This window comes from Pseudomonas sp. GM102 (genome assembly GCF_000282555.1).
Taxonomy (GTDB): Bacteria; Pseudomonadota; Gammaproteobacteria; order Pseudomonadales; family Pseudomonadaceae; genus Aquipseudomonas.
On the sequence record NZ_AKJB01000047.1, the window covers coordinates 1 to 21,605 of the forward strand.

General features: G+C 59.8%; 19 protein-coding genes. 8 read left to right on the top strand and 11 right to left on the bottom strand.

All coding sequences use genetic code 11. The features are described 5' to 3' along the window. Positions 1–30: 30 nt before the first annotated feature. The gene (locus PMI18_RS0129435; RefSeq protein ID WP_033036189.1) at positions 31–390 is read right to left on the bottom strand and encodes a PilZ domain-containing protein; all 360 of its coding nucleotides are present in this window, start codon (positions 388–390) and stop codon (positions 31–33) included. A gap of 240 nt (positions 391–630) precedes the next feature. Next, a complete protein-coding gene (locus tag PMI18_RS20265; protein ID WP_007898326.1) occupies positions 631–1,014 on the bottom strand; it encodes a tetratricopeptide repeat protein in 384 nt (127 codons plus the stop codon). A 191-nt stretch (positions 1,015–1,205) separates the two neighbouring features. Between PMI18_RS20265 and pyk the strand changes: the two genes are divergently transcribed. Next, positions 1,206–2,657 (top strand): pyruvate kinase, encoded by a 1,452-nt coding sequence (pyk, locus tag PMI18_RS20260; protein WP_007898327.1) that lies wholly within the window; start codon positions 1,206–1,208, stop codon positions 2,655–2,657. Positions 2,658–2,892: 235 nt separating this feature from the next. Next, positions 2,893–4,215 (top strand): hypothetical protein, encoded by a 1,323-nt coding sequence (locus tag PMI18_RS20255; protein WP_007898330.1) that lies wholly within the window; start codon positions 2,893–2,895, stop codon positions 4,213–4,215. Positions 4,216–4,462: 247 nt separating this feature from the next. On the opposite strand, the gene PMI18_RS20250 is transcribed toward PMI18_RS20255, so the two are convergent. From PMI18_RS20250 to PMI18_RS20240, 3 genes are read right to left on the bottom strand one after another with little or no spacing between them, the layout of a single operon-like run. Next, positions 4,463–5,212, bottom strand: coding sequence for an enoyl-CoA hydratase-related protein (locus PMI18_RS20250; RefSeq protein WP_007898332.1), 750 nt, complete (start codon positions 5,210–5,212; stop codon positions 4,463–4,465). A 60-nt stretch (positions 5,213–5,272) separates the two neighbouring features. Then, complete coding sequence (locus PMI18_RS20245) at positions 5,273–6,208, bottom strand: iron-sulfur-binding ferredoxin reductase (RefSeq protein WP_007898334.1); 936 nt, start codon at positions 6,206–6,208, stop codon at positions 5,273–5,275. Beyond that, entirely contained in the window at positions 6,201–7,307 is a 1,107-nt protein-coding gene (locus PMI18_RS20240; protein WP_033036192.1) for a GGDEF domain-containing protein, read from the bottom strand. Before PMI18_RS20240 ends, PMI18_RS20245 begins: the two co-directional genes overlap by 8 nt. A gap of 558 nt (positions 7,308–7,865) precedes the next feature. On the opposite strand from PMI18_RS20240, the gene PMI18_RS20235 reads away from it, so the two are divergent. The 5 genes from PMI18_RS20235 (at position 7,866) to PMI18_RS20215 (ending at position 15,194) form a co-directional block, all read left to right on the top strand. Next, on the top strand, positions 7,866–9,389 hold the full coding sequence (locus tag PMI18_RS20235; protein WP_007898341.1) for a fumarate hydratase: 1,524 nt from the start codon (positions 7,866–7,868) through the stop codon (positions 9,387–9,389). Between the two features lie 237 nt (positions 9,390–9,626). Continuing rightward, positions 9,627–11,387, top strand: coding sequence for a sensor histidine kinase (locus PMI18_RS20230; protein ID WP_033036202.1), 1,761 nt, complete (start codon positions 9,627–9,629; stop codon positions 11,385–11,387). Next, positions 11,387–12,712, top strand: coding sequence for a sigma-54-dependent transcriptional regulator (locus PMI18_RS20225; protein WP_007898355.1), 1,326 nt, complete (start codon positions 11,387–11,389; stop codon positions 12,710–12,712). Before PMI18_RS20230 ends, PMI18_RS20225 begins: the two co-directional genes overlap by 1 nt. 291 nt (positions 12,713–13,003) lie before the next feature. Next, positions 13,004–14,323 (top strand): MFS transporter, encoded by a 1,320-nt coding sequence (locus tag PMI18_RS20220; protein ID WP_007898356.1) that lies wholly within the window; start codon positions 13,004–13,006, stop codon positions 14,321–14,323. A gap of 241 nt (positions 14,324–14,564) precedes the next feature. Continuing rightward, complete coding sequence (locus tag PMI18_RS20215; RefSeq protein WP_007898358.1) at positions 14,565–15,194, top strand: flavin reductase family protein; 630 nt, start codon at positions 14,565–14,567, stop codon at positions 15,192–15,194. On the opposite strand, the gene PMI18_RS20210 is transcribed toward PMI18_RS20215, so the two are convergent. Next, on the bottom strand, positions 15,195–15,425 hold the full coding sequence (locus PMI18_RS20210) for a hypothetical protein (RefSeq protein WP_007898359.1): 231 nt from the start codon (positions 15,423–15,425) through the stop codon (positions 15,195–15,197). Positions 15,426–15,466: 41 nt separating this feature from the next. Continuing rightward, positions 15,467–15,820, bottom strand: a complete 354-nt coding sequence (locus tag PMI18_RS20205; protein WP_007898360.1) for a putative quinol monooxygenase — start codon at positions 15,818–15,820, stop codon at positions 15,467–15,469. A gap of 335 nt (positions 15,821–16,155) precedes the next feature. Between PMI18_RS20205 and PMI18_RS20200 the strand changes: the two genes are divergently transcribed. Next, positions 16,156–17,085, top strand: a complete 930-nt coding sequence (locus PMI18_RS20200) for an AraC family transcriptional regulator (protein ID WP_007898362.1) — start codon at positions 16,156–16,158, stop codon at positions 17,083–17,085. Positions 17,086–17,212: 127 nt separating this feature from the next. On the opposite strand, the gene PMI18_RS20195 is transcribed toward PMI18_RS20200, so the two are convergent. The 4 genes from PMI18_RS20195 to PMI18_RS20180 all read right to left on the bottom strand — a co-directional run bounded on the left by PMI18_RS20195 (position 17,213) and on the right by PMI18_RS20180 (position 21,412). Continuing rightward, a complete protein-coding gene (locus PMI18_RS20195) occupies positions 17,213–18,268 on the bottom strand; it encodes an ABC transporter ATP-binding protein (RefSeq protein WP_007898364.1) in 1,056 nt (351 codons plus the stop codon). A 17-nt stretch (positions 18,269–18,285) separates the two neighbouring features. Then, complete coding sequence (locus PMI18_RS20190) at positions 18,286–19,134, bottom strand: ABC transporter permease (RefSeq protein WP_007898366.1); 849 nt, start codon at positions 19,132–19,134, stop codon at positions 18,286–18,288. Then, positions 19,131–20,039, bottom strand: a complete 909-nt coding sequence (locus tag PMI18_RS20185; protein WP_007898367.1) for an ABC transporter permease — start codon at positions 20,037–20,039, stop codon at positions 19,131–19,133. The genes PMI18_RS20190 and PMI18_RS20185 overlap by 4 nt, the downstream gene beginning before the upstream one ends. 269 nt (positions 20,040–20,308) lie before the next feature. Next, on the bottom strand, positions 20,309–21,412 hold the full coding sequence (locus PMI18_RS20180; protein ID WP_007898368.1) for an ABC transporter substrate-binding protein: 1,104 nt from the start codon (positions 21,410–21,412) through the stop codon (positions 20,309–20,311). Between the last annotated feature and the right edge of the window lie 193 nt (positions 21,413–21,605).

Below are 21,605 nucleotides of genomic sequence, written 5' to 3' on the forward strand. Positions count from 1 at the left end.
GCGATGGCAATAGTGAAAGCGCCGCCGACTTCAGGCCGAGGCTGGCAACGGCTGAAAACTGAAGTACTGCTTCAGTGCCTCGACCAATTGCCCATATTCCGGCGGTGCCTGTTGCAGGCTGAAGCCGGCGTCGTAGTGGTGGGGGGTTGCGTCCTCGTGACACCACAGGCAGCAGGCGTTGAGGTCGATGACCTGCTGACAATGGCCATCCATGGGGATTTTCAGGCGCAGATTAAAGTCGGCGCCCACCATCATCGGCAACTGGCTGATCAACATCAGCCCGTCCTCGGACAAATTGCCCAGAAAGCCAATGGGCTTGTCGGTGACGCTGTTGAACACTTTGAGAAAATACGGCAGTTGATGCCGCTCGATCCGGCGGTCAGTGAACATGCTGATTTCGCTACGCAAGGCCCTTAAGCAGGGCCGCACTAATGCTTCGGAACGGGCCTGCTCTATTGCTTTATAGGCATAAGCCGCGCTCTCCCCGATCCTGGTGCGACAGTCCATTCCTGCGCTGTCGCTTACTACTGCCGATCACAGGTGTTACCTCGATTAGAAACAAAGCTCTAAACCGATTTATTCGACTATAGCTCACCGCCGCCGGTCAGCCAGCCTTTGAACACCCTTCAATCAGAACCGGGTCGGGCTCACGACCGCCGCGCTACGTGTCGGGTAATGCCCCAGGCTCTGCAAGGTTTCCAGGCGGGCACGGGCGCGGTAGGCGTATTCGCTTTGCGGGTACGAGGCGATGATGAACTGGTAAGTCTGGACCGCGTCGACAAACATTTTCTGCCGTTCCAGGCACTGACCGCGCATCATCGACACTTCCGGCCACACATAAGGCCGCGCACGGCTGGCGCGCTCGACCTTGGACAGCTCGAGCATCACTTGCTCGCAGTTGCCACGCTCATAGGCGCTGTAGGCATTATTCAAATGATGGTTCATCGACCAACGGGTGCAGCCCGTGACGCTGAGGGCACTGATGGCAAGGGCGGCAATGAGCACGAATCGCATGGGGGATCTCCTGTCTTGAGCTCTGTATCGACCCGTTGGCGGAAATCTTCAGGATGGTTTGCCGCAAAGTTGTCGCGTTCAATAAAGAATGCAATAACCAAGTTCTTCATGAAAAAGTAGTGCAAACGAACAATGACTACACCCAAAGACCATAGTAGCCTCTGCTTGCGCTTGAACTCAGGAGTCTTTGCATGTCCGTCCGTCGTACCAAAATCGTCGCTACCCTTGGCCCGGCCAGTAACTCGCCGGAAGTTCTCGAACAGCTGATTCTGGCTGGCCTGGACGTCGCCCGTCTGAACTTCTCCCACGGCACCCCCGACGAGCACAAGGCTCGCGCGAAGCTGGTGCGTGACCTCGCTGCCAAGCACGGCCGCTTCGTCGCCCTGCTGGGTGACCTGCAAGGCCCGAAAATTCGTATCGCCAAATTCGCCAACAAAAAGATCGAGCTGAAGATCGGTGATCAATTCACCTTCTCTACCAGCCATCCGTTGACCGAAGGCAACCAGCAAGTGGTCGGCATCGACTACCCGGACCTGGTGAAAGACTGCGGCGTGGGTGACGAGCTGCTGCTCGACGACGGCCGCGTGGTCATGCGCGTCGATACCGCCACCGCCACCGAGCTGCACTGCACCGTGACCATCGGCGGCCCGCTGTCGGACCACAAAGGCATCAACCGTCGCGGCGGCGGCCTGACGGCACCGGCCCTGACCGAGAAAGACAAGGCCGACATCAAGCTCGCAGCGGAAATGCAAGTCGACTACCTCGCGGTGTCCTTCCCGCGTGACGCCGCCGACATGGAATACGCCCGTCAATTGCGCGACGAAGCCGGCGGTACTGCCTGGCTGGTGGCGAAGATCGAACGCGCTGAAGCCGTGGCCGACGACGAAACCCTCGACGGCCTGATCAAAGCCTCCGATGCGGTGATGGTTGCCCGTGGTGACTTGGGTGTGGAAATCGGCGACGCCGAGCTGGTGGGCATTCAGAAGAAAATCATTCTGCACGCACGCCGCCACAACAAAGCGGTTATCGTCGCGACCCAGATGATGGAGTCGATGATCCAGAACCCGATGCCAACCCGCGCCGAAGTGTCCGACGTAGCCAACGCCGTGCTCGACTACACCGACGCCGTGATGCTCTCGGCCGAAAGTGCTGCAGGTTTGTACCCGCTGGAAGCCGTACAGGCCATGGCGCGCATCTGCATCGGCGCTGAAAAGCACCCGACCGGCAAGACCTCCAGCCACCGCATCGGCAAGGAATTCACCCGTTGCGACGAGAGTATTGCGCTGGCGACCATGTACACCGCCAACCACTTCCCGGGCGTCAAGGCGATCATCGCCCTGACCGAAAGTGGCTACACCCCGCTGATCATGTCGCGCATCCGCTCCTCGGTGCCGATCTATGCCTACTCGCCACACCGCGAAACCCAGGCGCGTGCGGCAATGTTCCGTGGCGTGTACACCATCCCGTTCGATCCAGCTTCGCTGGAGCCGCATGAAGTCAGCCAGAAGGCGATCGACGAGCTGGTCAAGCGTGGCGTCGTGGAAAAAGGCGACTGGGTCATCCTGACCAAGGGCGACAGCTACCACACCACCGGCGGCACCAACGGGATGAAAATCCTGCACGTTGGCGACCCGATGGTCTGAGTGATCGCTCGCTGAAAAACAAAAGCCCCGGTATGTGAGTACCGGGGCTTTTCGTTGTCTGCTAACACTCATTGCATGGGCCCACAACTGTCAGACCTGACAGTTGTGCTCATTCCCATGGACGACTCTAATCAAACCTCGTCCGGTCATTAATCTTCAGACTTATATGTTTTCGCCTATCGAGCAATGAGCTGACGACTTCGCAGTATCTTCTCATTTAGACGAGTTCTGAAAAATGACTACTCAAGAAAATCTCCTCGCAGGAACGCTTGACCTCACCTTTAACGAGATTGGCATGTTGACCATCGACTATGGAGATCCTGAAATGGGAAGCATCTATATTCGACAGATTAAAGCCGAGGAAATGGGACCGAATCCAGGAATCTATTTTGCCGGGCCCGCCCACCACTTTTTAAACGGCGACTCTATTACTGTGGGCCGACTGCACTTCGACGGCACGCCCGACACATCCTTTGGACCAACAGAAAACGGTTTGGTCCAACTCCAATTTCCGAAGGGCATCGCAGCAAGTGTCACATCTTTTGCGATTCAGTCTGATGGCAACATAATCATTGAAGCGATTGGCACAGGGCAGCCCATGTCCTGTTTCGCTCGGTTCAAACCCAATGGGTCACTCGATTCAGATTTCGGCCAGGATGGCTTTGCAATCATACCGCTACAGGGTAATGGCAAAACCCTGCCGCTTCCAGAGGGTTCGGACACCGCCCCCCGCCACAGCGCCGGCGGCCTGATGGGTCTGGAGTTATTGCCAGATGGAAAAATACTGGCGTGCCACTATCACGGTGTAATCCTGCGTCTGACCCCAGACGGCGCACTGGACAAGAGTTTCAACAAAACAGGATTCCTCAAGGTCGTTCACCCTGGCTACGCCGCAGATGCAGGGTTGCTCAATGGAATTCTGAGGCGTGACGATGGAAAGTATGTGGCAGCAGGCACTCTTGAGGGCAATCAATACGACGCGATGTTTGTGTGCTGTGACACTGCAGGGGAACTCGACAAGTCATTTGGCTCAAATGGAAACGGTTTTGTCGTAATCAAAGGAACTCCGGAGCCCCGGGGGCTAGGCATCGAGCGTCTGGCCAGACAACCCAATGGGCGAATACTCGGTATCGGTGCCGATTATGCGTATCCATATGAATCAGGGCTATTGATCAGCCGCGAACCCGATGGCAAGCCCAACATCCAGTTCAACCGGGGCGAACCTGTTTACACGCGTCTGGCTGACGAAAAGATGCGAACCCTTTGGATGGGGGCGGCCTCTCAAAAAGATGGCAAGACGGTGGTCGCGGGCGGGCTGGGTAGCTTCCGTTTTAACGACTATGTGATTGTCGTTGCGCGTTTCAACGCCGACGGGAAAGAAATGGACAAAACCTTTGGTAATGGGCAAGGCTGGGTGAAAACACGTTTGCCAACGGAAGGAGGCTATGCAACCAACATGACCTTACAGGACGACGGAAAAATCCTAGTATGCGCTGTACCAACCACTATAAGCGGCTTCGAACATAGAAACCCGACGATCTTGCGCTATTTGTCCTAGTGTGTGGCAATGCCCGCAGACGCACCATTGAGTCTGCAGCAACTAAAAAACAAAAGCCCCGCCCCCCCCAAGAGGCGGGGCTTTTGGGTTTCTGAGGAGCTAGGCTTGCCCGCGAAGAGGCCCGCCCGGCCACCGCGGATTTAATGCCTGTTGATACAGGGATTGCGGGCGCCCAAAATCGGCGCTCAACACAAAACCTGTAGGAGCGAGGCTTGCCCGCGAAGAGGCCGGTCGGGGCAGCGAAGATTCAATGCCGTTTGATAAACCCGGTCAACGCCGCCATCGCTTCCGGCGAACGCAGCCGCTGGGTGAACAATGCACCCTCTTCTTCTATTACCTTGCGCAACTGCTCCCGATCCGGCGCTTTCATCAATTGCTTGCTGATGCGCACCGCCTCTGGTGGCAGCGATTCAAACCGCAACGCCATCTCCCGTGCCTTGGCCAACACCGCTTCGCCACTGCCCAAGGCTTCAGTCGCTATCCCCCACGCTGCCGCCTGTTCACCACTGAAACCCTCGCCGAGCAACAACAACTGCGCGGCTTTGGCATGGCCGAGCAAGCGCGGCAAGATCAGGCTGGAGCCGAACTCCGGGCACAACCCGAGGTTGACGAACGGCATGCGTAACCGGGCGTCGGAGCTGACGTAAACCAGGTCGCAATGCAGCAGCATCGTCGTGCCGATCCCCACTGCCGCACCGGCCACGGCGGCGATCACCGGTTTACGACACTCCAGCAAATTGAGCATGAAGTGGAACACCGGGCTGTCGAGGTTGCCCGGGGGTTGCTGAAGGAAATCAAGGATGTCGTTGCCGGCGGTGAAACACTCAGCGCCACCGGTGATCAGCACCGCATTGATTTCGGGGTCGGTATCGGCTTGCTTCAAGGCTTCGGCCAGGTGGCTGTACATGGCGCGAGTCAGGGCGTTTTTCTTCTCGGGGCGATTGATGCGCAGGGTCAGCAGGCCGCGCTCGCGTTCAAATCGGATGGTATCGGGCATGGTGAGTCCTGATCTGAGAGGATCAACTGTGGCGAGCTTGCTCGCCACAGAAATCAGCGCTCAACCACGGGGTAAAAAGACATCCGCCAGCAGTTGATTGCGCGGCAAACCGGCCAGGTACAGGCGCCGGGCAAAGGCGTCGACACTGTCGGGGGCCCCGCAGACTAAGGCCAGGGTTTGCCGCGAAACAAGGCGCAGTTGTGCCAAAGCCGCGGGCAACTCGGCCGCCGTCCACAGCTCGACGCTCAGGTTCGGACGGCTGGCGGCCATGGCTTGCAGGGGTTTGGCCAGATAATGCTCACCCGCATCATGGGCCAGGTGAATGACGCGGATGGGGCCCTGGTGATCCTGACGCAATGCTTCGCGCAAGATACCGAACAACGGCCCCAGACCGGTGCCGGCCGCCAATAGCCACAGAGGTCGGGTGTGCCAGTCCGGGTCGTAATGCAACGCCCCGCCGCGCAACTCGCCAAGGCGAATCGGATCGCCGATTTTCAAGCGACGCGCCGCATCACTGAATGCCCCCGGTTGGCGGCAATCGAGGTGGAACTCCAGAAATCGGTCTTCTTGCGGCAGACTGGCCAGGGAATACGGCCGCGCCACCTGACCTGCCCACAACACCAGATGCTGCCCCGCCTGATAGCGCAACGGTCGCTCACTCGTCAGGCGTAAACGCAAAACGCTGGGGCTCAGCCAATCGCTGGCGGCCACTTGAGCGCCAAGCCCATCACGCAGCGGGTCAAAGGTTTCGACTTGCAGATCGTCGATCACCTGACACTGACAGGCCAGCCGCCAACCCTGCTGACGCTGCTCATGGCTCAAGGCATCGGGACGATTGTCGCTGGGCAAGCCTTCGACACACTTGACCAGGCACGCATGGCAACTGCCGGCGCGGCAGCTATAGGGCACCGATACGCCATTCTGATTCAAGGCATCGAGCAGGTTGCTTCCCGCCGCCACCGCCCATTGGCGTTCGCCGACCCGTAACTCAGGCATCAACATTCTCCCAAGCCGCCGCGCAACGGTTACGGCCGTCACGCTTGGCGCGATACAGCGCCTGATCGGCGCGGTGCAAGGCGTCATCCAGATCGTCGCCAAGCGCCAACAAGGTCATGCCCGCCGACAGGCTGAGGTGGCGCACATCCAGGCCGATCAACTCGACATCCATGAAGGCAATGCGCAACCGCTCGCAACATGCCGTCAGGCGCTCGGCATCGCAATCGGGCAACAGCACCACGAACTCTTCGCCGCCATAGCGGGCCAGAACATCGCCATCGCGCAGGCAGGCAGTGGCCACCCCGGCGAACGCTTGCAACACCTGATCGCCGGCGGCATGGCCGTGAACATCGTTGATGCGCTTGAAGTGGTCGAGGTCGATCAACGCCAGGCCATGCACCACATCGGCTTCCATGGCGTTCAACTCGCGGGAGGCCAGGCGCAGGAAATGTCGGCGGTTGAACAGCCCGGTGAGTTCGTCGGTCGCCACCAGACCTTCGAGCTGACGCATCATTCCGCGCAGGGTGTCTTGATGCGCCTGCAAGGCGAACCGCCGCTGACGCATACGCTGGCGCGACATCTGGACGTAACGGGCGTAAAGCACCAGCCACACGAGCACCACAAACAGCACGCACACCTGCAACAGGGCCAGCGTCGGGTCGGGCAGCTGAAAGTGGTAGCCCTCCCACAACGTGATGGCGCTGAAACTGAAAAACACCAGCAACGCGCACCGCACGAAAGCCGTGCGCGAAAGATGAAACAGCCCGAACAACAGAATCAGCGGGTAAAACACCAGAAACGCGCCGCGAGCCTCGTCCAGATGAGCAATCAGCCAGGTTTGCCAACCCAGCCCCAGCAGTATTTGCACTTCGGTCAGGCTCGGGTCGGAAAAGCGCAGGTTACGGCCGCTGGAGAACACCGCGAACAACGCCGCCTGGCTGAGCACCACCAACGCGCTGCCGATCGCCATGCCGGTGACGGACTCTTGGTAGTGACCGGTGAAAAACGCCAGCCACAGCAGCAGCAAAGCCAGGGCGTAGGTGCCAGCTGCGAGGGCAAAGCGTTTGAGCAAAAGCCGCTGGATGGCGTTATGGGTCAATCGTTGATTCACCGTGGGAAAGGGGGCTGTCGGAGTGTTCTACTCTACAGGCCGGATGCCACTTTAGTGGCGAGTCTGATAAATGACCATTCAATTTTCGGGGCAGAAAACTGGCGTCAAAGCCATGACCCGATCTCGGGATAATCCTGTGGCGAGGGAGCTTGCTCCCGCTGGGCTGCGAAGCAGTCGTAATAGATTCATCCAAGTTCAACTGAAAGAAGGCAGAGGGCCGCTTCGCAGCCCAGCGGGAGCAAGCTCCCTCGCCACAAAAGCCCTTCGCCCATATTCATAGGTGGGCGGGGTAATCCTGTGGCAAGCCTCCACAGGCAATTCCCTCATCACAACGGCCCAGCCCCCCAATATTCATCTGTGGGCGGTATGCGACCAACGTTTGACTGTCAACGGATGTGCCCGCCATCGAGGCGCGGTATACTGCCGCGCCTTTTTAGCGTCGCGCCAGCATGCCCGGCGTGCCTTGAAAGGTGCTTGCAACCGACCGATGCACCCAAGCTGCAAGCACCTTATTGAATGTTCCCGTCTTTTAGAGGAGCGCGACTCATGACCGTGATCAAGCAAGACGACCTGATTCAGAGCGTTGCCGACGCCCTGCAATTCATTTCCTATTACCACCCCGTTGACTTCATCCAGGCGATGCACGAGGCCTATCTGCGTGAAGAATCGCCGGCAGCCCGCGATTCCATGGCGCAGATCCTGATCAACTCGCGCATGTGCGCTACCGGCCACCGCCCGATCTGCCAGGACACCGGTATCGTTACCGTGTTCGTGCGCGTGGGCATGGACGTGCGTTGGGATGGCGCCACCATGGGCCTGGACGACATGATCAACGAAGGCGTACGCCGGGCTTACAACCTGCCGGAAAACGTCCTGCGTGCCTCGATCCTCGCCGACCCGGCGGGCGCTCGCAAAAACACCAAGGACAACACCCCTGCGGTTATCCACTACTCCATCGTTCCGGGTAACACCGTGGAAGTGGACGTGGCGGCCAAGGGCGGCGGCTCCGAGAACAAGTCGAAAATGGCCATGCTCAACCCGTCCGACTCGATCGTCGACTGGGTACTGAAGACCGTTCCGACCATGGGCGCCGGCTGGTGCCCACCGGGCATGCTTGGCATTGGCATCGGCGGCACCGCCGAGAAAGCCGCCGTCATGGCCAAGGAAGTGTTGATGGAATCCATCGACATTCACGAACTGAAGAAGCGCGGCCCGTCCAACCGTATCGAAGAGATGCGTCTGGAGCTGTTCGAGAAGGTCAACCAACTGGGCATCGGCGCCCAGGGCCTGGGCGGTCTGACCACCGTGCTCGACGTGAAGATCATGGATTACCCGACCCACGCTGCGTCCCTGCCGGTGTGCATGATCCCGAACTGCGCCGCCACCCGTCACGCACACTTCGTGCTCGACGGTTCCGGCCCAGCCTCGCTGGAAGCGCCACCGCTGGACGCCTACCCGGAAATCGTCTGGGAAGCCGGCCCATCGGCCCGTCGCGTCAACCTCGATACCCTGACGCCGGAAGAAGTGCAGAGCTGGAAGCCGGGCGAAACCGTCCTGCTCAACGGCAAAATGCTCACCGGTCGCGACGCGGCGCACAAGCGCATGGTCGAGATGCTGAACAAGGGTGAAACCCTGCCGGTGGACCTGAAAGGTCGTTTCATCTACTACGTTGGCCCGGTTGATCCGGTACGCGAAGAAGTAGTTGGCCCTGCCGGCCCGACCACCGCGACGCGGATGGACAAGTTCACCCGTCAGATCCTCGAGCAAACCGGCCTGTTGGGCATGATCGGTAAATCCGAGCGCGGCCCTACCGCGATCGAAGCGATCAAGGACCACAAAGCCGTTTACCTGATGGCTGTCGGCGGTGCGGCTTACCTGGTGGCGCAAGCCATCAAGAAATCCCGCGTGGTGGCTTTCGCCGAACTGGGCATGGAAGCGATCTACGAGTTCGACGTCAAAGACATGCCTGTGACTGTTGCGGTCGACAGCAAGGGCGAGTCGGTACACATCACCGGTCCTGCGATCTGGCAGCAAAAGATCAGTGAAAGCCTGGCGGTGGAAGTGCAGTAAGCGCTTCCCTCACTGCTGAAAAGGCCGGGCCGTCTCCCCAGACGACCCGGCCTTTTTTTGGATATCGATTTAGCCCTTTGATCTAAGCAGAGGTGACTAACGAATTGGCGTATACCCAGACCATGTTGCGCTCTCGATCGAGTAAATTTACTACCGTCTGAACACGTCATGCCGGGACGAAGGATGCGCGGCCTCATGGTATGGTGCCAGCCCATCCTTCAACCTGTTTCCTACAGCATGCTGCCGACTTCCCGTACCTTGCGTCTGTCGTTGTACACCCTGCTGATCATCGCCGGTGCAGCGCTCGCCGCTACCCTCGCCATCCGCCACGCCGAACGCCAGGCCCTGGTCGAAGACGCCGCGCGTGCCAATCAGCAACTGGCGCTGTACGCCAACTCGCTGCACACCCTGATCGACCGCTACCGCGCCCTGCCCGCCGTATTGGCGTTGGACCCGGAACTGCGCGCCGCGCTAAACGGTGAAGTGAGCCCTGAACAGCAGCTTGCGTTGAATCGCAAACTGGAAAAAATCAACGGCGCCGCGCAGTCCTCGACCCTGGAACTGCTCGACCGCACCGGCCTGGCCGTGGCCGCCAGCAACTGGCGCCTGCCCAGCAGCTACGTCGGCCACAACTATGGCTTTCGCCCTTACTTCAGCCAGACCCGAACGCAAGGCACCGGACGCTTTTATGCGGTGGGTGTGACCAGCGGCATTCCCGGCTACTTCCTGTCCAGCGCGGTGATCAGCGACAGTGGCGAGTTCCTCGGCGCCATGGTGGTCAAACTCGAATTCCCGGAACTGGAGCGCGAATGGCGTCAGGGCAGCGACACATTGCTGGTCAGCGACGCGCGCGGGATCATCTTTATCGCCAACCAGCCGGGCTGGCGTTATCGCCAATTGAAACCGCTGAGCGACAGCGACCGCGCCGAGCTCAAAGCCACCCGCCAATACGACAAACAACCGCTGACTCCGCTTGAATATCATTCGGTGCAGCGCTTCGACGACAACAGCGACCTGACCCGAGTCGAAGGCCCCGACGGGACGGCGGATTACCTCTGGGAATCGCTGCCACTGGCCGCTGAAGACTGGACCTTGCACCTGCTGCGTCGCCCGCAAGTCGCGTTCGAAGACCGCCGCAACGCCGGGCTCGCCGCCGCTGGCGCCTGGCTGACGCTGGTGTTTCTGTTGCTGTTCCTCAACCAGCGTTGGCGCCTGGCCAAACTGCGTCAGCGCAGCCGTGAAGAACTCGAACAACTGGTGGAAGAACGCACCCGGGATTTGCGCACAGCCCAAGACGGCTTGGTGCAATCGGCCAAACTCGCCGCCCTCGGTCAGATGTCGGCGGCGCTGGCCCATGAAATCAACCAACCGCTGACCGCCCAGCGCATGCAATTGGCGACCTTGCGCCTGCTGCTCGATCATGGCCGGGTCGAAGACGCTTACAAGGCGCTCAAACCGGTGGACGACATGCTCACGCGCATGGCCGCCCTCACCGGCCACCTGAAAACCTTCGCCCGCAAAAGCCCCAGCGGCCTGCGCGAACGGCTGGACCTGGCGACGGTGGTCGATCAATCCTTGCAGTTGCTGGATACGCGCTTGCGGGACGAAAACGTCAGTCTCGTGCTGCACCTGACGCGCCCGGCCTGGGTGCGTGGCGATGCAATTCGCCTGGAACAGGTGCTGATCAACCTGCTGCGCAATGCCCTGGATGCGATGCACGAAAAACCCTGCAAACGTCTGGAAATCCGCCTCGAAGCCGATGAACAATTGTGGCGCCTGACCGTCGCCGATAACGGTGGCGGCATTGCCGAAGAGCATCTGGCACAAGTCTTTGATCCGTTCTTCACCACCAAACCGGTGGGTGATGGCCTGGGTCTGGGCCTCGCCGTCTCCTTCGCTATTGTTCACGAAGCGGGAGGACGCCTGAGTGCCGATAATGGCGAAAACGGCGCGGTGTTTACCCTGACGTTGCCCATTGATCTGGAGGTGCCTGGCTGATGCTCAATTCGGTGATGGTGGTCGATGACGAAAGCAGCATCCGCAGCGCTGTCGAACAGTGGCTGAGCCTGTCAGGGTTCGAAGTGCAGCTGTTCAGTCGCGCCGATGAGTGCCTGGCGCAGTTGCCGAAGCATTTCCCCGGGGTGATTCTCAGCGATGTGCGCATGCCCGGAATGACAGGTCTGGAGCTGCTGGCTGAAGTCCAGCGCCGCGATGCCGATTTGCCGGTGATCCTGCTGACCGGTCACGGCGATGTGCCGATGGCCGTCGAAGCCATGCGCGATGGCGCCTACGATTTCCTTGAGAAACCCTTCAGCCCGGAAACCCTGCTGAGCAGCCTGCGCCGGGCGCTGGACAAGCGTCGACTGGTGCTGGAAAACCGAGCGCTGCATGAGCAGGCGGACAATCGCGCCAAACTCGATGCGACGCTGCTCGGCGTGTCCCGTGGCTTGCAGACGTTGCGTCGGCAGGTGCTGGACTTGGCGACGTTGCCGGTCAATGTGCTGATCCGTGGCGAAACCGGCAGCGGCAAGGAATTGGTTGCCCGTTGCCTGCACGACTTCGGTCCCCGCGCCGACAAGCCCTTCGTGGCGCTGAACTGCGCGGCGATTCCCGAGCAGTTGTTCGAGGCCGAATTGTTCGGCCATGAGAGCGGCGCGTTCACGGGCGCCCAGGGCAAACGCATCGGCAAGCTCGAGTACGCCGACGGGGGCACGTTGTTTCTCGATGAAATCGAAAGCATGCCGCTGGCCCAGCAGGTGAAATTGCTGCGGGTGTTGCAGGAGCAGAAGCTTGAGCGATTGGGTTCCAACCAGAGCATCCACGTGGACTTGCGGATCATCGCCGCGACCAAACCCGACTTGCTGGATGAAGCCCGGGCCGGACGCTTTCGCGAAGATCTGGCCTATCGATTGAACGTCGCCGAGTTGCGTCTGCCGCCGTTGCGTGATCGGCGTGAAGACATTCCCCTGTTGTTCGAGTTCTTCGCGCAAAGTGCTGCCGAGCGGTTAGGCCGAACCTTTGCGCCCTTGAACGGGCCGCAACTGAGCCATCTGCTGAGCCACGACTGGCCGGGCAATGTGCGTGAACTGGCGAACGTCGCCGAACGACAAGTGCTGGGCCTCGGCGAACCGGAACCGGCGGGGATCGACCCCGGCCAGTCACTGGCGGCGCAGCAAGAAGCCTTCGAAGCGCATTGCCTGCGCGCAGCACTGACCCGGCATAAGGGTGATGTGAAAGCGGTGCTTGAAGAACTGCAACTGCCGCGCCGTACCTTTAATGAAAAGATGCAGCGGCATGGGTTGAGCCGGGAGATGTTCATCTGACACAAAACGCCCCGAAGCCCCCGGACACCCCGGACCTGTAGAAGCGAGGCTTGCCCGCGAAGCTTTTAGCGATCTTGATGGCCTCTTCGCGGGCAAGCCTCGCTCCTACAGGGGGCCGGTTCGTGCGCGAAAATCCGCTCGTTACTTTGTGCGCAATAAGCGGATTTCCGCTCAACAAAACCTGCTACCCCCTCTAAACCGGCCCTCATCCTCTTGGCACAGCTCCTGCTATAGCTCCAGCAGGCTGCGTTTACACGCGCTCCACAAAAACAATTAAACGAGGATCCTTCAATGGATAACTCCAACACCCTGCCCCTTGGGTCGGCTGCCCTGCCGGTCAAAGAAAGAACCACCGCCAGCCGGATCAAATCGATCTTCAGCGGTTCTGTCGGCAACATGGTCGAGTGGTACGACTGGTACGTCTACGCCGCCTTCTCCTTGTACTTCGCCAAAGCCTTCTTCCCCAAAGGCGACACCACCGCACAACTGCTCAACACCGCCGCGATCTTCGCCGTGGGCTTCCTGATGCGCCCTATCGGTGGCTGGCTGATGGGTCTCTACGCCGACAAGGCCGGTCGCAAGAAAGCACTGATGGCTTCGGTGTATCTGATGTGTTTCGGCTCGCTGCTGATTGCCCTGAGCCCTGGATATGAAACCATCGGCATTGGCGCACCGATCCTGCTGATTTTCGCCCGCCTGCTGCAGGGCCTGTCGGTCGGTGGCGAGTACGGCACCTCGGCGACGTACCTCAGCGAGATGGCCACCAAGGACCGTCGCGGCTTCTACTCCAGCTTCCAGTACGTGACGTTGATCTCCGGCCAGCTCATCGCTTTGGGTGTGCTGATCGTGCTGCAAAACGTCCTGACCACCGAAGAGCTGTACGCCTGGGGCTGGCGCATTCCGTTCGCCATCGGCGCGCTGTGTGCCGTGGTCGCGCTCTACCTGCGTCGTGGCATGGAAGAAACCGAGTCGTTCACCAAGAAGGAAAAGGCCAAGGAAAGCGCCATGCGCACCTTGCTGCGTCATCCCAAGGAACTGATGACCGTGGTCGGCCTGACCATGGGCGGTACGCTGGCGTTCTACACCTACACCACGTACATGCAGAAATACCTGGTGAACACCGTCGGCATGAGCATTTCCGACTCCACCACGATTTCTGCGGCCACGCTGTTCCTGTTCATGTGCCTGCAACCGATCATCGGCGGGCTGTCGGATAAAGTCGGTCGTCGTCCGATCCTGATTGCCTTCGGTATTCTGGGGACGCTGTTCACCGTACCGATCCTGACCACCCTGCACACTATCCAGAGCTGGTGGGGCGCGTTCTTCCTGATCATGGCGGCGCTGATCATCGTCAGCGGCTACACCTCGATCAACGCGGTGGTCAAAGCTGAGCTGTTCCCGACCGAGATCCGTGCGCTGGGCGTCGGCCTGCCGTACGCACTGACCGTGTCGATCTTCGGCGGTACTGCTGAATACATCGCGCTGTGGTTCAAGAGCATCGGCATGGAAACCGGTTACTACTGGTATGTCACGGCGTGCATCGCGGTGTCGTTGCTGGTGTACATCACCATGAAAGACACCCGCAAACATTCGCGGATCGAGACGGACTGAGTCCGCCCGCGCAATAAAAACAGGGGCAGACCTTAACGGGTCTGCCCCTTTTTATTTGCCTCAACCCAAACCCTGTGGGAGCGGGCTTGCCCGCGATGAGGCCGTAACATTCAACATCTGTGTGACTGTTAAACCGCTATCGCGGGCAAGCCCGCTCCCACAGTGATCGAGGATGGACTGGAAATATGCCGCTGGCCCTTGCACCATGATCGCCTCCCGAACGTCCCCAGGAATTCACTGTATGCCCGACGACATCCACTTCTACGAACCCGCCAACGGCCACGGCCTGCCGCATGATCCGTTCAACGCCATCGTCGGCCCGCGTCCTATCGGATGGATTTCTTCCCACGACGCCAACGGTCGCCTGAACCTGGCGCCCTACAGCTTTTTCAATGCCTTCAACTACATTCCGCCGATCATTGGTTTTTCCAGCGTCGGGCGCAAAGACAGCCTGAACAATATCGAGCAGACCGGCGAATTCGCCTGGAACCTGGCGACCCGCCCACTGGCCGAGCAGATGAACCAGAGCTGCGCCATGGTCGGGCCTGAGGTCAACGAGTTCGAATTGTCCGGGCTGACCACCGTTGCGTCGAAAATCATTCAGGTGCCACGGGTCGCCGAAAGCCCGGTGTCCTTCGAGTGCAAGGTCACGCAGATCATTCAGTTGCAGCGCGCCAACAAGGAAGTGGTGCCGAGCTGGCTGATTCTCGGTGAAGTGGTTGCCGTGCACATCGCCAAATGGCTGTTGAAGGATGGGGTGTACGACACCGCCGCGGCAGAACCGATTCTGCGCGGCGGCGGGCCGGCGGATTATTTTCAGCTGGGGCCAGAGGCATTGTTCAAGATGTTCCGCCCGGGGGCGGTCAAGTGATTACCAGAGCAGGTCGGCGTCTTCTTTAACGTCTTTGAGGCGGGTCAGCTCTTTGGCTGCGGCCTCGTCGGCTTCATGAGCGGTCTTGAAGGTCTGGCCTTCCAGCACTTTGTGAAAAGTCGGGGCACCGGAACCGCCGAGGGCTTTGACGGCAATCGCGGCGTGGTAACCGCCCTCGCACGGTACTACTGCTGAAACGGCTTCGAAGTGTTCAAAGGCTTTGCGTGCCATGTCGCGGATCCTGGCTAATGGAGAATTGCGCCATTAAACCCTCAACCGACAAGTTTGTGTACCGCTGCCTGGGACTGGCCAAGGGCCTGGGCCGCCGAGACATCCTTGAAGGTATGGAAATCCAGGCTATTGACCACCAGTTCCTGCACCAGCTCGGCAAAAATCTGCATCGCCGGGCTGCCGAAGTAAGCGGTCATGGCCTGTTGGTTGTCCCAGAAACCGGACACCAGCCACAGCTCGGGATCGCATTGCGAGTGCTGCAGGGCAAAGCTCAGGCAACCCGGCGCGTTGCGCGACGGCTCGATCAGGGCGCTCAGGCGTGCACCGAGTTCTGCCGAGCGCCCGGCGCGGGCGCGGACGAAGGCCATATGACTGACGGGGATTTGCGTAGACATGTTCAACCCTCCCAGGTCATCCAGTGGCAGCCGGGGACGGGCTGCGACAGGATCCAAGATTAGGCGGCGTGTCGCAGCTGTCGTTAGTCGATTCCTGCCGGCTTGTTGCACAATCCTGCGCGGTTGAAAAAAACGTCTGTAACAACATGTAAACCGCTATCACATCGCTGCAATACGACTTTCAAGCAAGTTTTCCCGGCGCTGCCCTGCCATAGCAGCATCGCGTATTCGCTCCGTGCAGAATCAGGCAAGCTTTTGGCAGGATGTGTCTACCGCTGTCCCTTGCACAAATTTAAGCTCAGCCCATTACCAACGCGTCACCGAGGATGCCCAGCATGTCGTCGCTCGATCATTTTCAAGCCCCGCTGGATGCCGACATGGAAAAACAGCGCGCGGAACTGGCCGCCCTCATCCGTCGTAACACGATGGAGGATGGCACTTATGCCACCGCCGTCGGTTCGCTGTTCATGTCGCGCCACAGTCAAAACCATGACTTCGCCCCAGTGCTGGCGCAACCGGCCCTGTGCATCATGGCCCAGGGGCGCAAGGAAGTGCGGCTGGCGGATGAATACTTCAATTACGACCCGCTGAATTACCTGGTGGTCTCGGTCTCGATGCCGTTGAGCGGGCGGGTGGTGAATGTCTCGCCCGAGGAACCGATCCTCGCCGTGCGGCTGGACATTGATCCCGCAGAAATCACCGCGCTGATTGCCGACGCCGGCCCCATCGGCGTCCCCACACGGCCCACCGGCCGCGGCCTCTATGTGGAGCAGATCGACACGGCAATGCTCGATGCCGTGCTGCGTCTGGCACGTTTGCTGGACACACCCAAAGACATCGCCATGCTGGCGCCGCTGATTCGTCGGGAGATTCTGTATCGGCTGTTGCGCAGCCAGCAGGGGCATCGGCTGTACGAGATTGCCATCGCCAACAGCCAGAGCCATCGCATCAGCCAGGCGATCAAATGGCTCAACGGCAATTATGAGCAACCGCTGCGCATTGATGATCTGGCGCGGGAAGTGAACCTGAGCGTGTCGACATTGCATCACCGGTTCAAGGCGATGACGGCGATGAGTCCGCTGCAATATCAGAAGCAGTTGCGCCTGCAGGAGGCGCGGCGGTTAATGCTGGCCGAAGGGCTGGAAGCTTCGGCGGCGGGTTATCGGGTGGGGTATGAAAGCCCTTCGCAATTCAGCCGGGAGTACAGCCGATTGTTTGGCGCGCCGCCGCTCCGGGATTTGGCGCGGCTGCGGTTGAGTGTATAACAGGATTAACACACAACCCGTAGGAGCGAGGCTTGCCCGCGAAGGTGATTTCATATTCAACATTAGTGTTGGCCAATAAGACGCCTTCGCGGGCAAGCCTAGCTCCTACAGGTACAGTGGTGTTTTTTTAGGCGCTCAACACTCGGCACGCCTCAGCCGGCAATGTCACCGACACCGGATTGCCAATGCTCAACCCAACCCCCTGACACGGCGTGCTCAACGCGGTAAACGACACCCCGGAACACTCGACAGTCGTTTCAATCGTCGCGCCAATATCGCGCACAAACGTCACCTTCCCGAGCAAGCGATTGCCCGCCGTGGCTTGGGGTTGCGACAGTTGCAGATCCTCAGGGCGAATCAGCATCTTCACCTTCTCCCCCACCACAATGCTGCTGCAGATCGGCACTTCCAAGGCATCGCCACCGGGTAGCCCGACCTTGCCATTGCCCAGCGCAGTGGCCGGGAAAATGTTCCCCGAACCAATAAAGTCCGCGACGAATTCATTGGCCGGATGCCGGTAGATTTCAATCGGCGAGCCCACCTGCTGCACCCGATGTTCCCCCAGCACCACCACGATATCGGCCATGGTCATGGCTTCGCGCTGGTCGTGGGTGACCATGATGGTGGTGATGTTCAAACGTTGTTGCAGCTGACGGATTTCCACCTGCATCGACTCGCGCAGCTTGGCGTCCAGCGCCGACAGCGGTTCATCGAGCAGGAGGATTTTCGGCCGCGAGGCAATCGCCCGGGCAATCGCCACGCGCTGACGTTGTCCGCCAGAGAGTTTCGCCACCGGGCGATCAATCATTTCCTGCAGCTGGATCAGCTCCAGCAACTCCACCACCCGCGCCTGTTGATCAGCCTTGCTGACCCCGCGCAATTTCAGCGGATAAGCGATGTTCTCCCCCACCGTCATGTGCGGAAACAGCGCCAGCGATTGAAACACCATGCCGAAATTACGCTGATGCGCCGGCGTATGGCCGATGTCTTCACCGTCCAGGCGAATCTCGCCACCAGTCAGGGTTTCCAGCCCGGCGATCATCCGTAGCAAGGTGGTTTTACCGCAGCCCGAAGGGCCGAGGAAACACACCAGTTTGCCCTCGGGCAAATGCAGGTTCACATCCTTTACCGCGCAGGCCGAGCCGTAATGTTTCTCGACGTTTTCCAGAATCAGACCAGTCATGTGAATCACCTCAAGAATCAGAACGATACGCCGCCTTCGCCAACCAACTTTTCCAGCGCCCAAATGAGCACGAAGTCGATCAGCACGATCAGCACGGCAAACGAGAAAACGGTAGGGTCGAGCGAAGACACGGTGCGGCTGTACATCCAGATCGGCACGGTCATGACGTCGATGGTGTAGAGGAAATAGGTCACGGTGAATTCGTTGAACGAAACGATGAACGCCAGCAGCATGCCCGCCAGAATCCCCGACTTCATCAACGGCACCACCACATCGACAATCGCCCGAGTCGGTGAAGCACCGAGCATCTGCGCGGCCTCTTCGACTTCGCTGCCGATGGAGAGCATCGCCGCCGTGCAGTTTTTCACCACGAACGGCAGCGCCAGGATCACGTGGGCAATCACCAGCCGCGAGGTGGTGATCTGGAACGGCAGGCTGTCGAACACCAGCAGCAAGGCCAGGCCCAACACCACCATCGGGAACACCAGTGGCAGCGACATCAATTGCAGCGCCACGGCCTTGCCGCGAAACTCGCAACGGGTCAGGGCATAGGCTGCCGGCACCGCGATAATCGTGGCGAAAATCATGGTCAGGCAGGCCACCATCAGGCTGGTGGTCATGGCTTTGCCGAGGCTCAGCACGTCGCTGGAATCCGGCGACACGAAGGTGTTCCAGGCAGCTTTGTACCATTGCAGGCTATAGCTGCTGGGCGGGAAGTCGAGGTTCGATGCGCCGCTGAACGACATGACGATCATGGTCAAAATCGGCAGCACCGCCAGCAGCAAAATGAAGCCCGACAGGATGCCGGCGAACTTGCCGGTATCGCCTGGCAGCAGCGAATGGCGCTTCTTGATCAGGGTGCTCATTGGGAAGCCTCCAGCATGCGCCGACGACGGCCAGTGATGTATTCGGACAAGGTCATGATCGCCAGAGTGGTGACGATCAGCACCACACCGGCAGCGGACGCGGCGGGCCAGTTCATCAGCGGGGCGATCTGGTCATGCACCATCACCGCCAGCATCGGCACGCGTCGACCACCGAGCAGCAGCGGTACCACGAAGCTACTGGCGTTGTAGGCAAACACCAACGTCGCGCCAGTAATAATCCCCGGCAAACTCATCGGCAACACCACTTGGCGAAATACCTGCAAGCGACTGGCGCCAAGTGTTGCTGCGGCCTCTTCGTAAGTGCGGGCAACGCCGCGCATGGCGCTGGCAATCGGCAGCACGGCCAACGGGAACGCGGTTTGCACCAGGCCCATCAACACGCCGTTCTGGTTGTACAGCAGCATGATCGGCCGCTTGATCAGGCCCAGGCCCATCAGCGCCTGATTGAGCATGCCGCCGGGGCCGAGAATCACCAGCCAGCCGTAGCTTTGCAGCAGCAGGTTGACCAGCAAGGGCAGCAGCACCGCCGCAAGGAAGATCCGCCGCACAAACGGTGAGGTCAGCCGCGACATGGTGTAGGCCACCGGGATCGCCAGCAACACCGCAATCACCGCGCTGATCAGCGCCAGGCGCAACGTCAGCAGCAAGGATTTGAGGTAATAGGGTTCCAGCAATTGGGCGTAACTGGCCAGGCTGAAGCCGGACCACTCCGCACCTTTGGTACCGACGCTCATGCGCAGCACCAAAAGGCTGGCGGCAATCAGCACGCCGAGAAACAGCATCGACGGCGAGAGGAAAAGCCAGGCGCGCGCCGTCGGTGAGACACCCCGGTTGATGCGCACGGGTGCGGCGCTTACCGGATGGGTCAGAGGTTGGTGTTCCATAGCAAAGGGTCTCGTCAATGGAAAGCAGCTGAACGAACACAAGACTGGAAACCACGTTGAACCCTGTGGGAGCGGGCTTTGTGGCGAGGGGGCTTGCCCCCGTTCGACTGCGAAGCAGTCGTAAACCATTTCATGCGGTGCACCTGATGCACCGCGATGACAGGATTCAGGGCCGCTTCGCGCCCCAACGGGGGCAAGCCCCCTCGCCACAAAAGCTCGCTCCCACATTGGATCTGTGGTGTCCCAGAAGGCTTGCGTACGCCACTCGATCAGGAAGAAAAGATTTCCGTGTAACGACGAATCCATTGGTCATGCACGGTGGCCAGGAAGGCGTTGTCGTGCATGATCGCCTTCTCGGCAATCTGCTCCGGCGTGAGGATGTAGGGGCTCTTGCGCGCTTCGGCGGAGATGATCGCCTTGGCATTGACCGGGCCGTTGTAGATATCCTCGGCCATCTTGCCCTGCACCAGCGGGTCCAGAGAGTGGTTGATGAAGGCGTAGGCCAGGTCAATATCGCCCGGACGATTCTTCGGCATCACCGACAGCATCAGGTCGGTGTAGAAGCCTTCCTTCATGCCGAACGTGGCGCCCAGACCGTAGGCCGGATCGCGAATCTGTTTCGGGAAAAACGCCGGCGCGTACAGGCCACCCATGTCCAGCGAACCGGTGCGGAACAGCTCGGCAATCTGGTTCGGGTTTTCGCCCAGGGTCACGACGCGATCTTTCAGCTCGGCGAGTTTCTTGAAGCCTGGCTCGATGTTGTGTTCGTCACCACCGGCCAGTTTGGCGGCGATGATGATCAGGTCCATGGCCTCGGTCCAGTTCGGCGGCGGTAGGAAGATGTTCGGTGACAGCTCCGCGTCCCATAGGGCGGCATAGCTGTCCGGCGCTTCTTTGATGGTGCGGGTGCTATAGACCAGGCTGTTGCACCACAGCAGGTAACCGATACCGTGACCGTTGGCGCCAGTGCGGTATTGCTCCGGCACGTCGATCAGGTTGGGGATGCGGTTGAGATCGGGTTTTTCCAGCAGGTTGGCGGCGGCCAGACCTTCGGCGCCGACGCCGGCCAGCGTGATGATGTCGTACTGCGGACGATCACCGCCGGCCTTGAGTTTGGCGACCATTTCCGAGGTGCTGCCGGTGCGGTCAGCAATGACCTTGCAGCCGTACTTGGCTTCGAAGGTTGCCGCGATATTGCGCAGTGCTGCAAGGCCGGTGTCATCGGACCAGGTCAGCAGGCGCAGGGTCTTGCCCTGGAAACGTGTGTCGCTGGCATTGGCCTTGATGAACGGCATGCTCATGGCCGCCGCAGCCACGGACGCCACGCCCACGGTTTTGATGAATTGACGTCTGTTCAGATCGTGCTCGCCCATGAAGGACTCCCTTTGTTTTTTTAAGTATGAGGTTGGTCGCAACCGTTGCATCCGCGCGGCCAGATCGGCTTACAGTCCCCGGTTTCAAAGGACTTGGGCTGCACCGGCGGGTTCATCCTGAGGTCGTGCAAAACACCTGACTATCGATAAAAACTCATTGAAGCCATGACGCTGGCGCATGCCTCATGACGAG

What these genes read in the sequence shown, in the direction of transcription:
- PMI18_RS20265 (WP_007898326.1), bottom strand. Translation starts at nt 1,014, where the DNA reads ATGCGATTCGTGCTCATTGCCGCCCTTGCCATCAGTGCCCTCAGCGTC.
- PMI18_RS0129435 (WP_033036189.1), bottom strand. Translation starts at nt 390, where the DNA reads ATGTTCACTGACCGCCGGATCGAGCGGCATCAACTGCCGTATTTTCTC.
- PMI18_RS20255 (WP_007898330.1), top strand. Translation starts at nt 2,893, where the DNA reads ATGACTACTCAAGAAAATCTCCTCGCAGGAACGCTTGACCTCACCTTT.
- PMI18_RS20215 (WP_007898358.1), top strand. Translation starts at nt 14,565, where the DNA reads ATGCCCGACGACATCCACTTCTACGAACCCGCCAACGGCCACGGCCTG.
- PMI18_RS20210 (WP_007898359.1), bottom strand. Translation starts at nt 15,425, where the DNA reads ATGGCACGCAAAGCCTTTGAACACTTCGAAGCCGTTTCAGCAGTAGTA.
- PMI18_RS20190 (WP_007898366.1), bottom strand. Translation starts at nt 19,134, where the DNA reads ATGAGCACCCTGATCAAGAAGCGCCATTCGCTGCTGCCAGGCGATACC.
- PMI18_RS20245 (WP_007898334.1), bottom strand. Translation starts at nt 6,208, where the DNA reads ATGCCTGAGTTACGGGTCGGCGAACGCCAATGGGCGGTGGCGGCGGGA.
- pyk (WP_007898327.1), top strand. Translation starts at nt 1,206, where the DNA reads ATGTCCGTCCGTCGTACCAAAATCGTCGCTACCCTTGGCCCGGCCAGT.
- PMI18_RS20200 (WP_007898362.1), top strand. Translation starts at nt 16,156, where the DNA reads ATGTCGTCGCTCGATCATTTTCAAGCCCCGCTGGATGCCGACATGGAA.
- PMI18_RS20235 (WP_007898341.1), top strand. Translation starts at nt 7,866, where the DNA reads ATGACCGTGATCAAGCAAGACGACCTGATTCAGAGCGTTGCCGACGCC.
- PMI18_RS20180 (WP_007898368.1), bottom strand. Translation starts at nt 21,412, where the DNA reads ATGGGCGAGCACGATCTGAACAGACGTCAATTCATCAAAACCGTGGGC.
- PMI18_RS20225 (WP_007898355.1), top strand. Translation starts at nt 11,387, where the DNA reads ATGCTCAATTCGGTGATGGTGGTCGATGACGAAAGCAGCATCCGCAGC.
- PMI18_RS20220 (WP_007898356.1), top strand. Translation starts at nt 13,004, where the DNA reads ATGGATAACTCCAACACCCTGCCCCTTGGGTCGGCTGCCCTGCCGGTC.
- PMI18_RS20195 (WP_007898364.1), bottom strand. Translation starts at nt 18,268, where the DNA reads ATGACTGGTCTGATTCTGGAAAACGTCGAGAAACATTACGGCTCGGCC.
- PMI18_RS20230 (WP_033036202.1), top strand. Translation starts at nt 9,627, where the DNA reads ATGCTGCCGACTTCCCGTACCTTGCGTCTGTCGTTGTACACCCTGCTG.
- PMI18_RS20205 (WP_007898360.1), bottom strand. Translation starts at nt 15,820, where the DNA reads ATGTCTACGCAAATCCCCGTCAGTCATATGGCCTTCGTCCGCGCCCGC.
- PMI18_RS20185 (WP_007898367.1), bottom strand. Translation starts at nt 20,039, where the DNA reads ATGGAACACCAACCTCTGACCCATCCGGTAAGCGCCGCACCCGTGCGC.
- PMI18_RS20250 (WP_007898332.1), bottom strand. Translation starts at nt 5,212, where the DNA reads ATGCCCGATACCATCCGATTTGAACGCGAGCGCGGCCTGCTGACCCTG.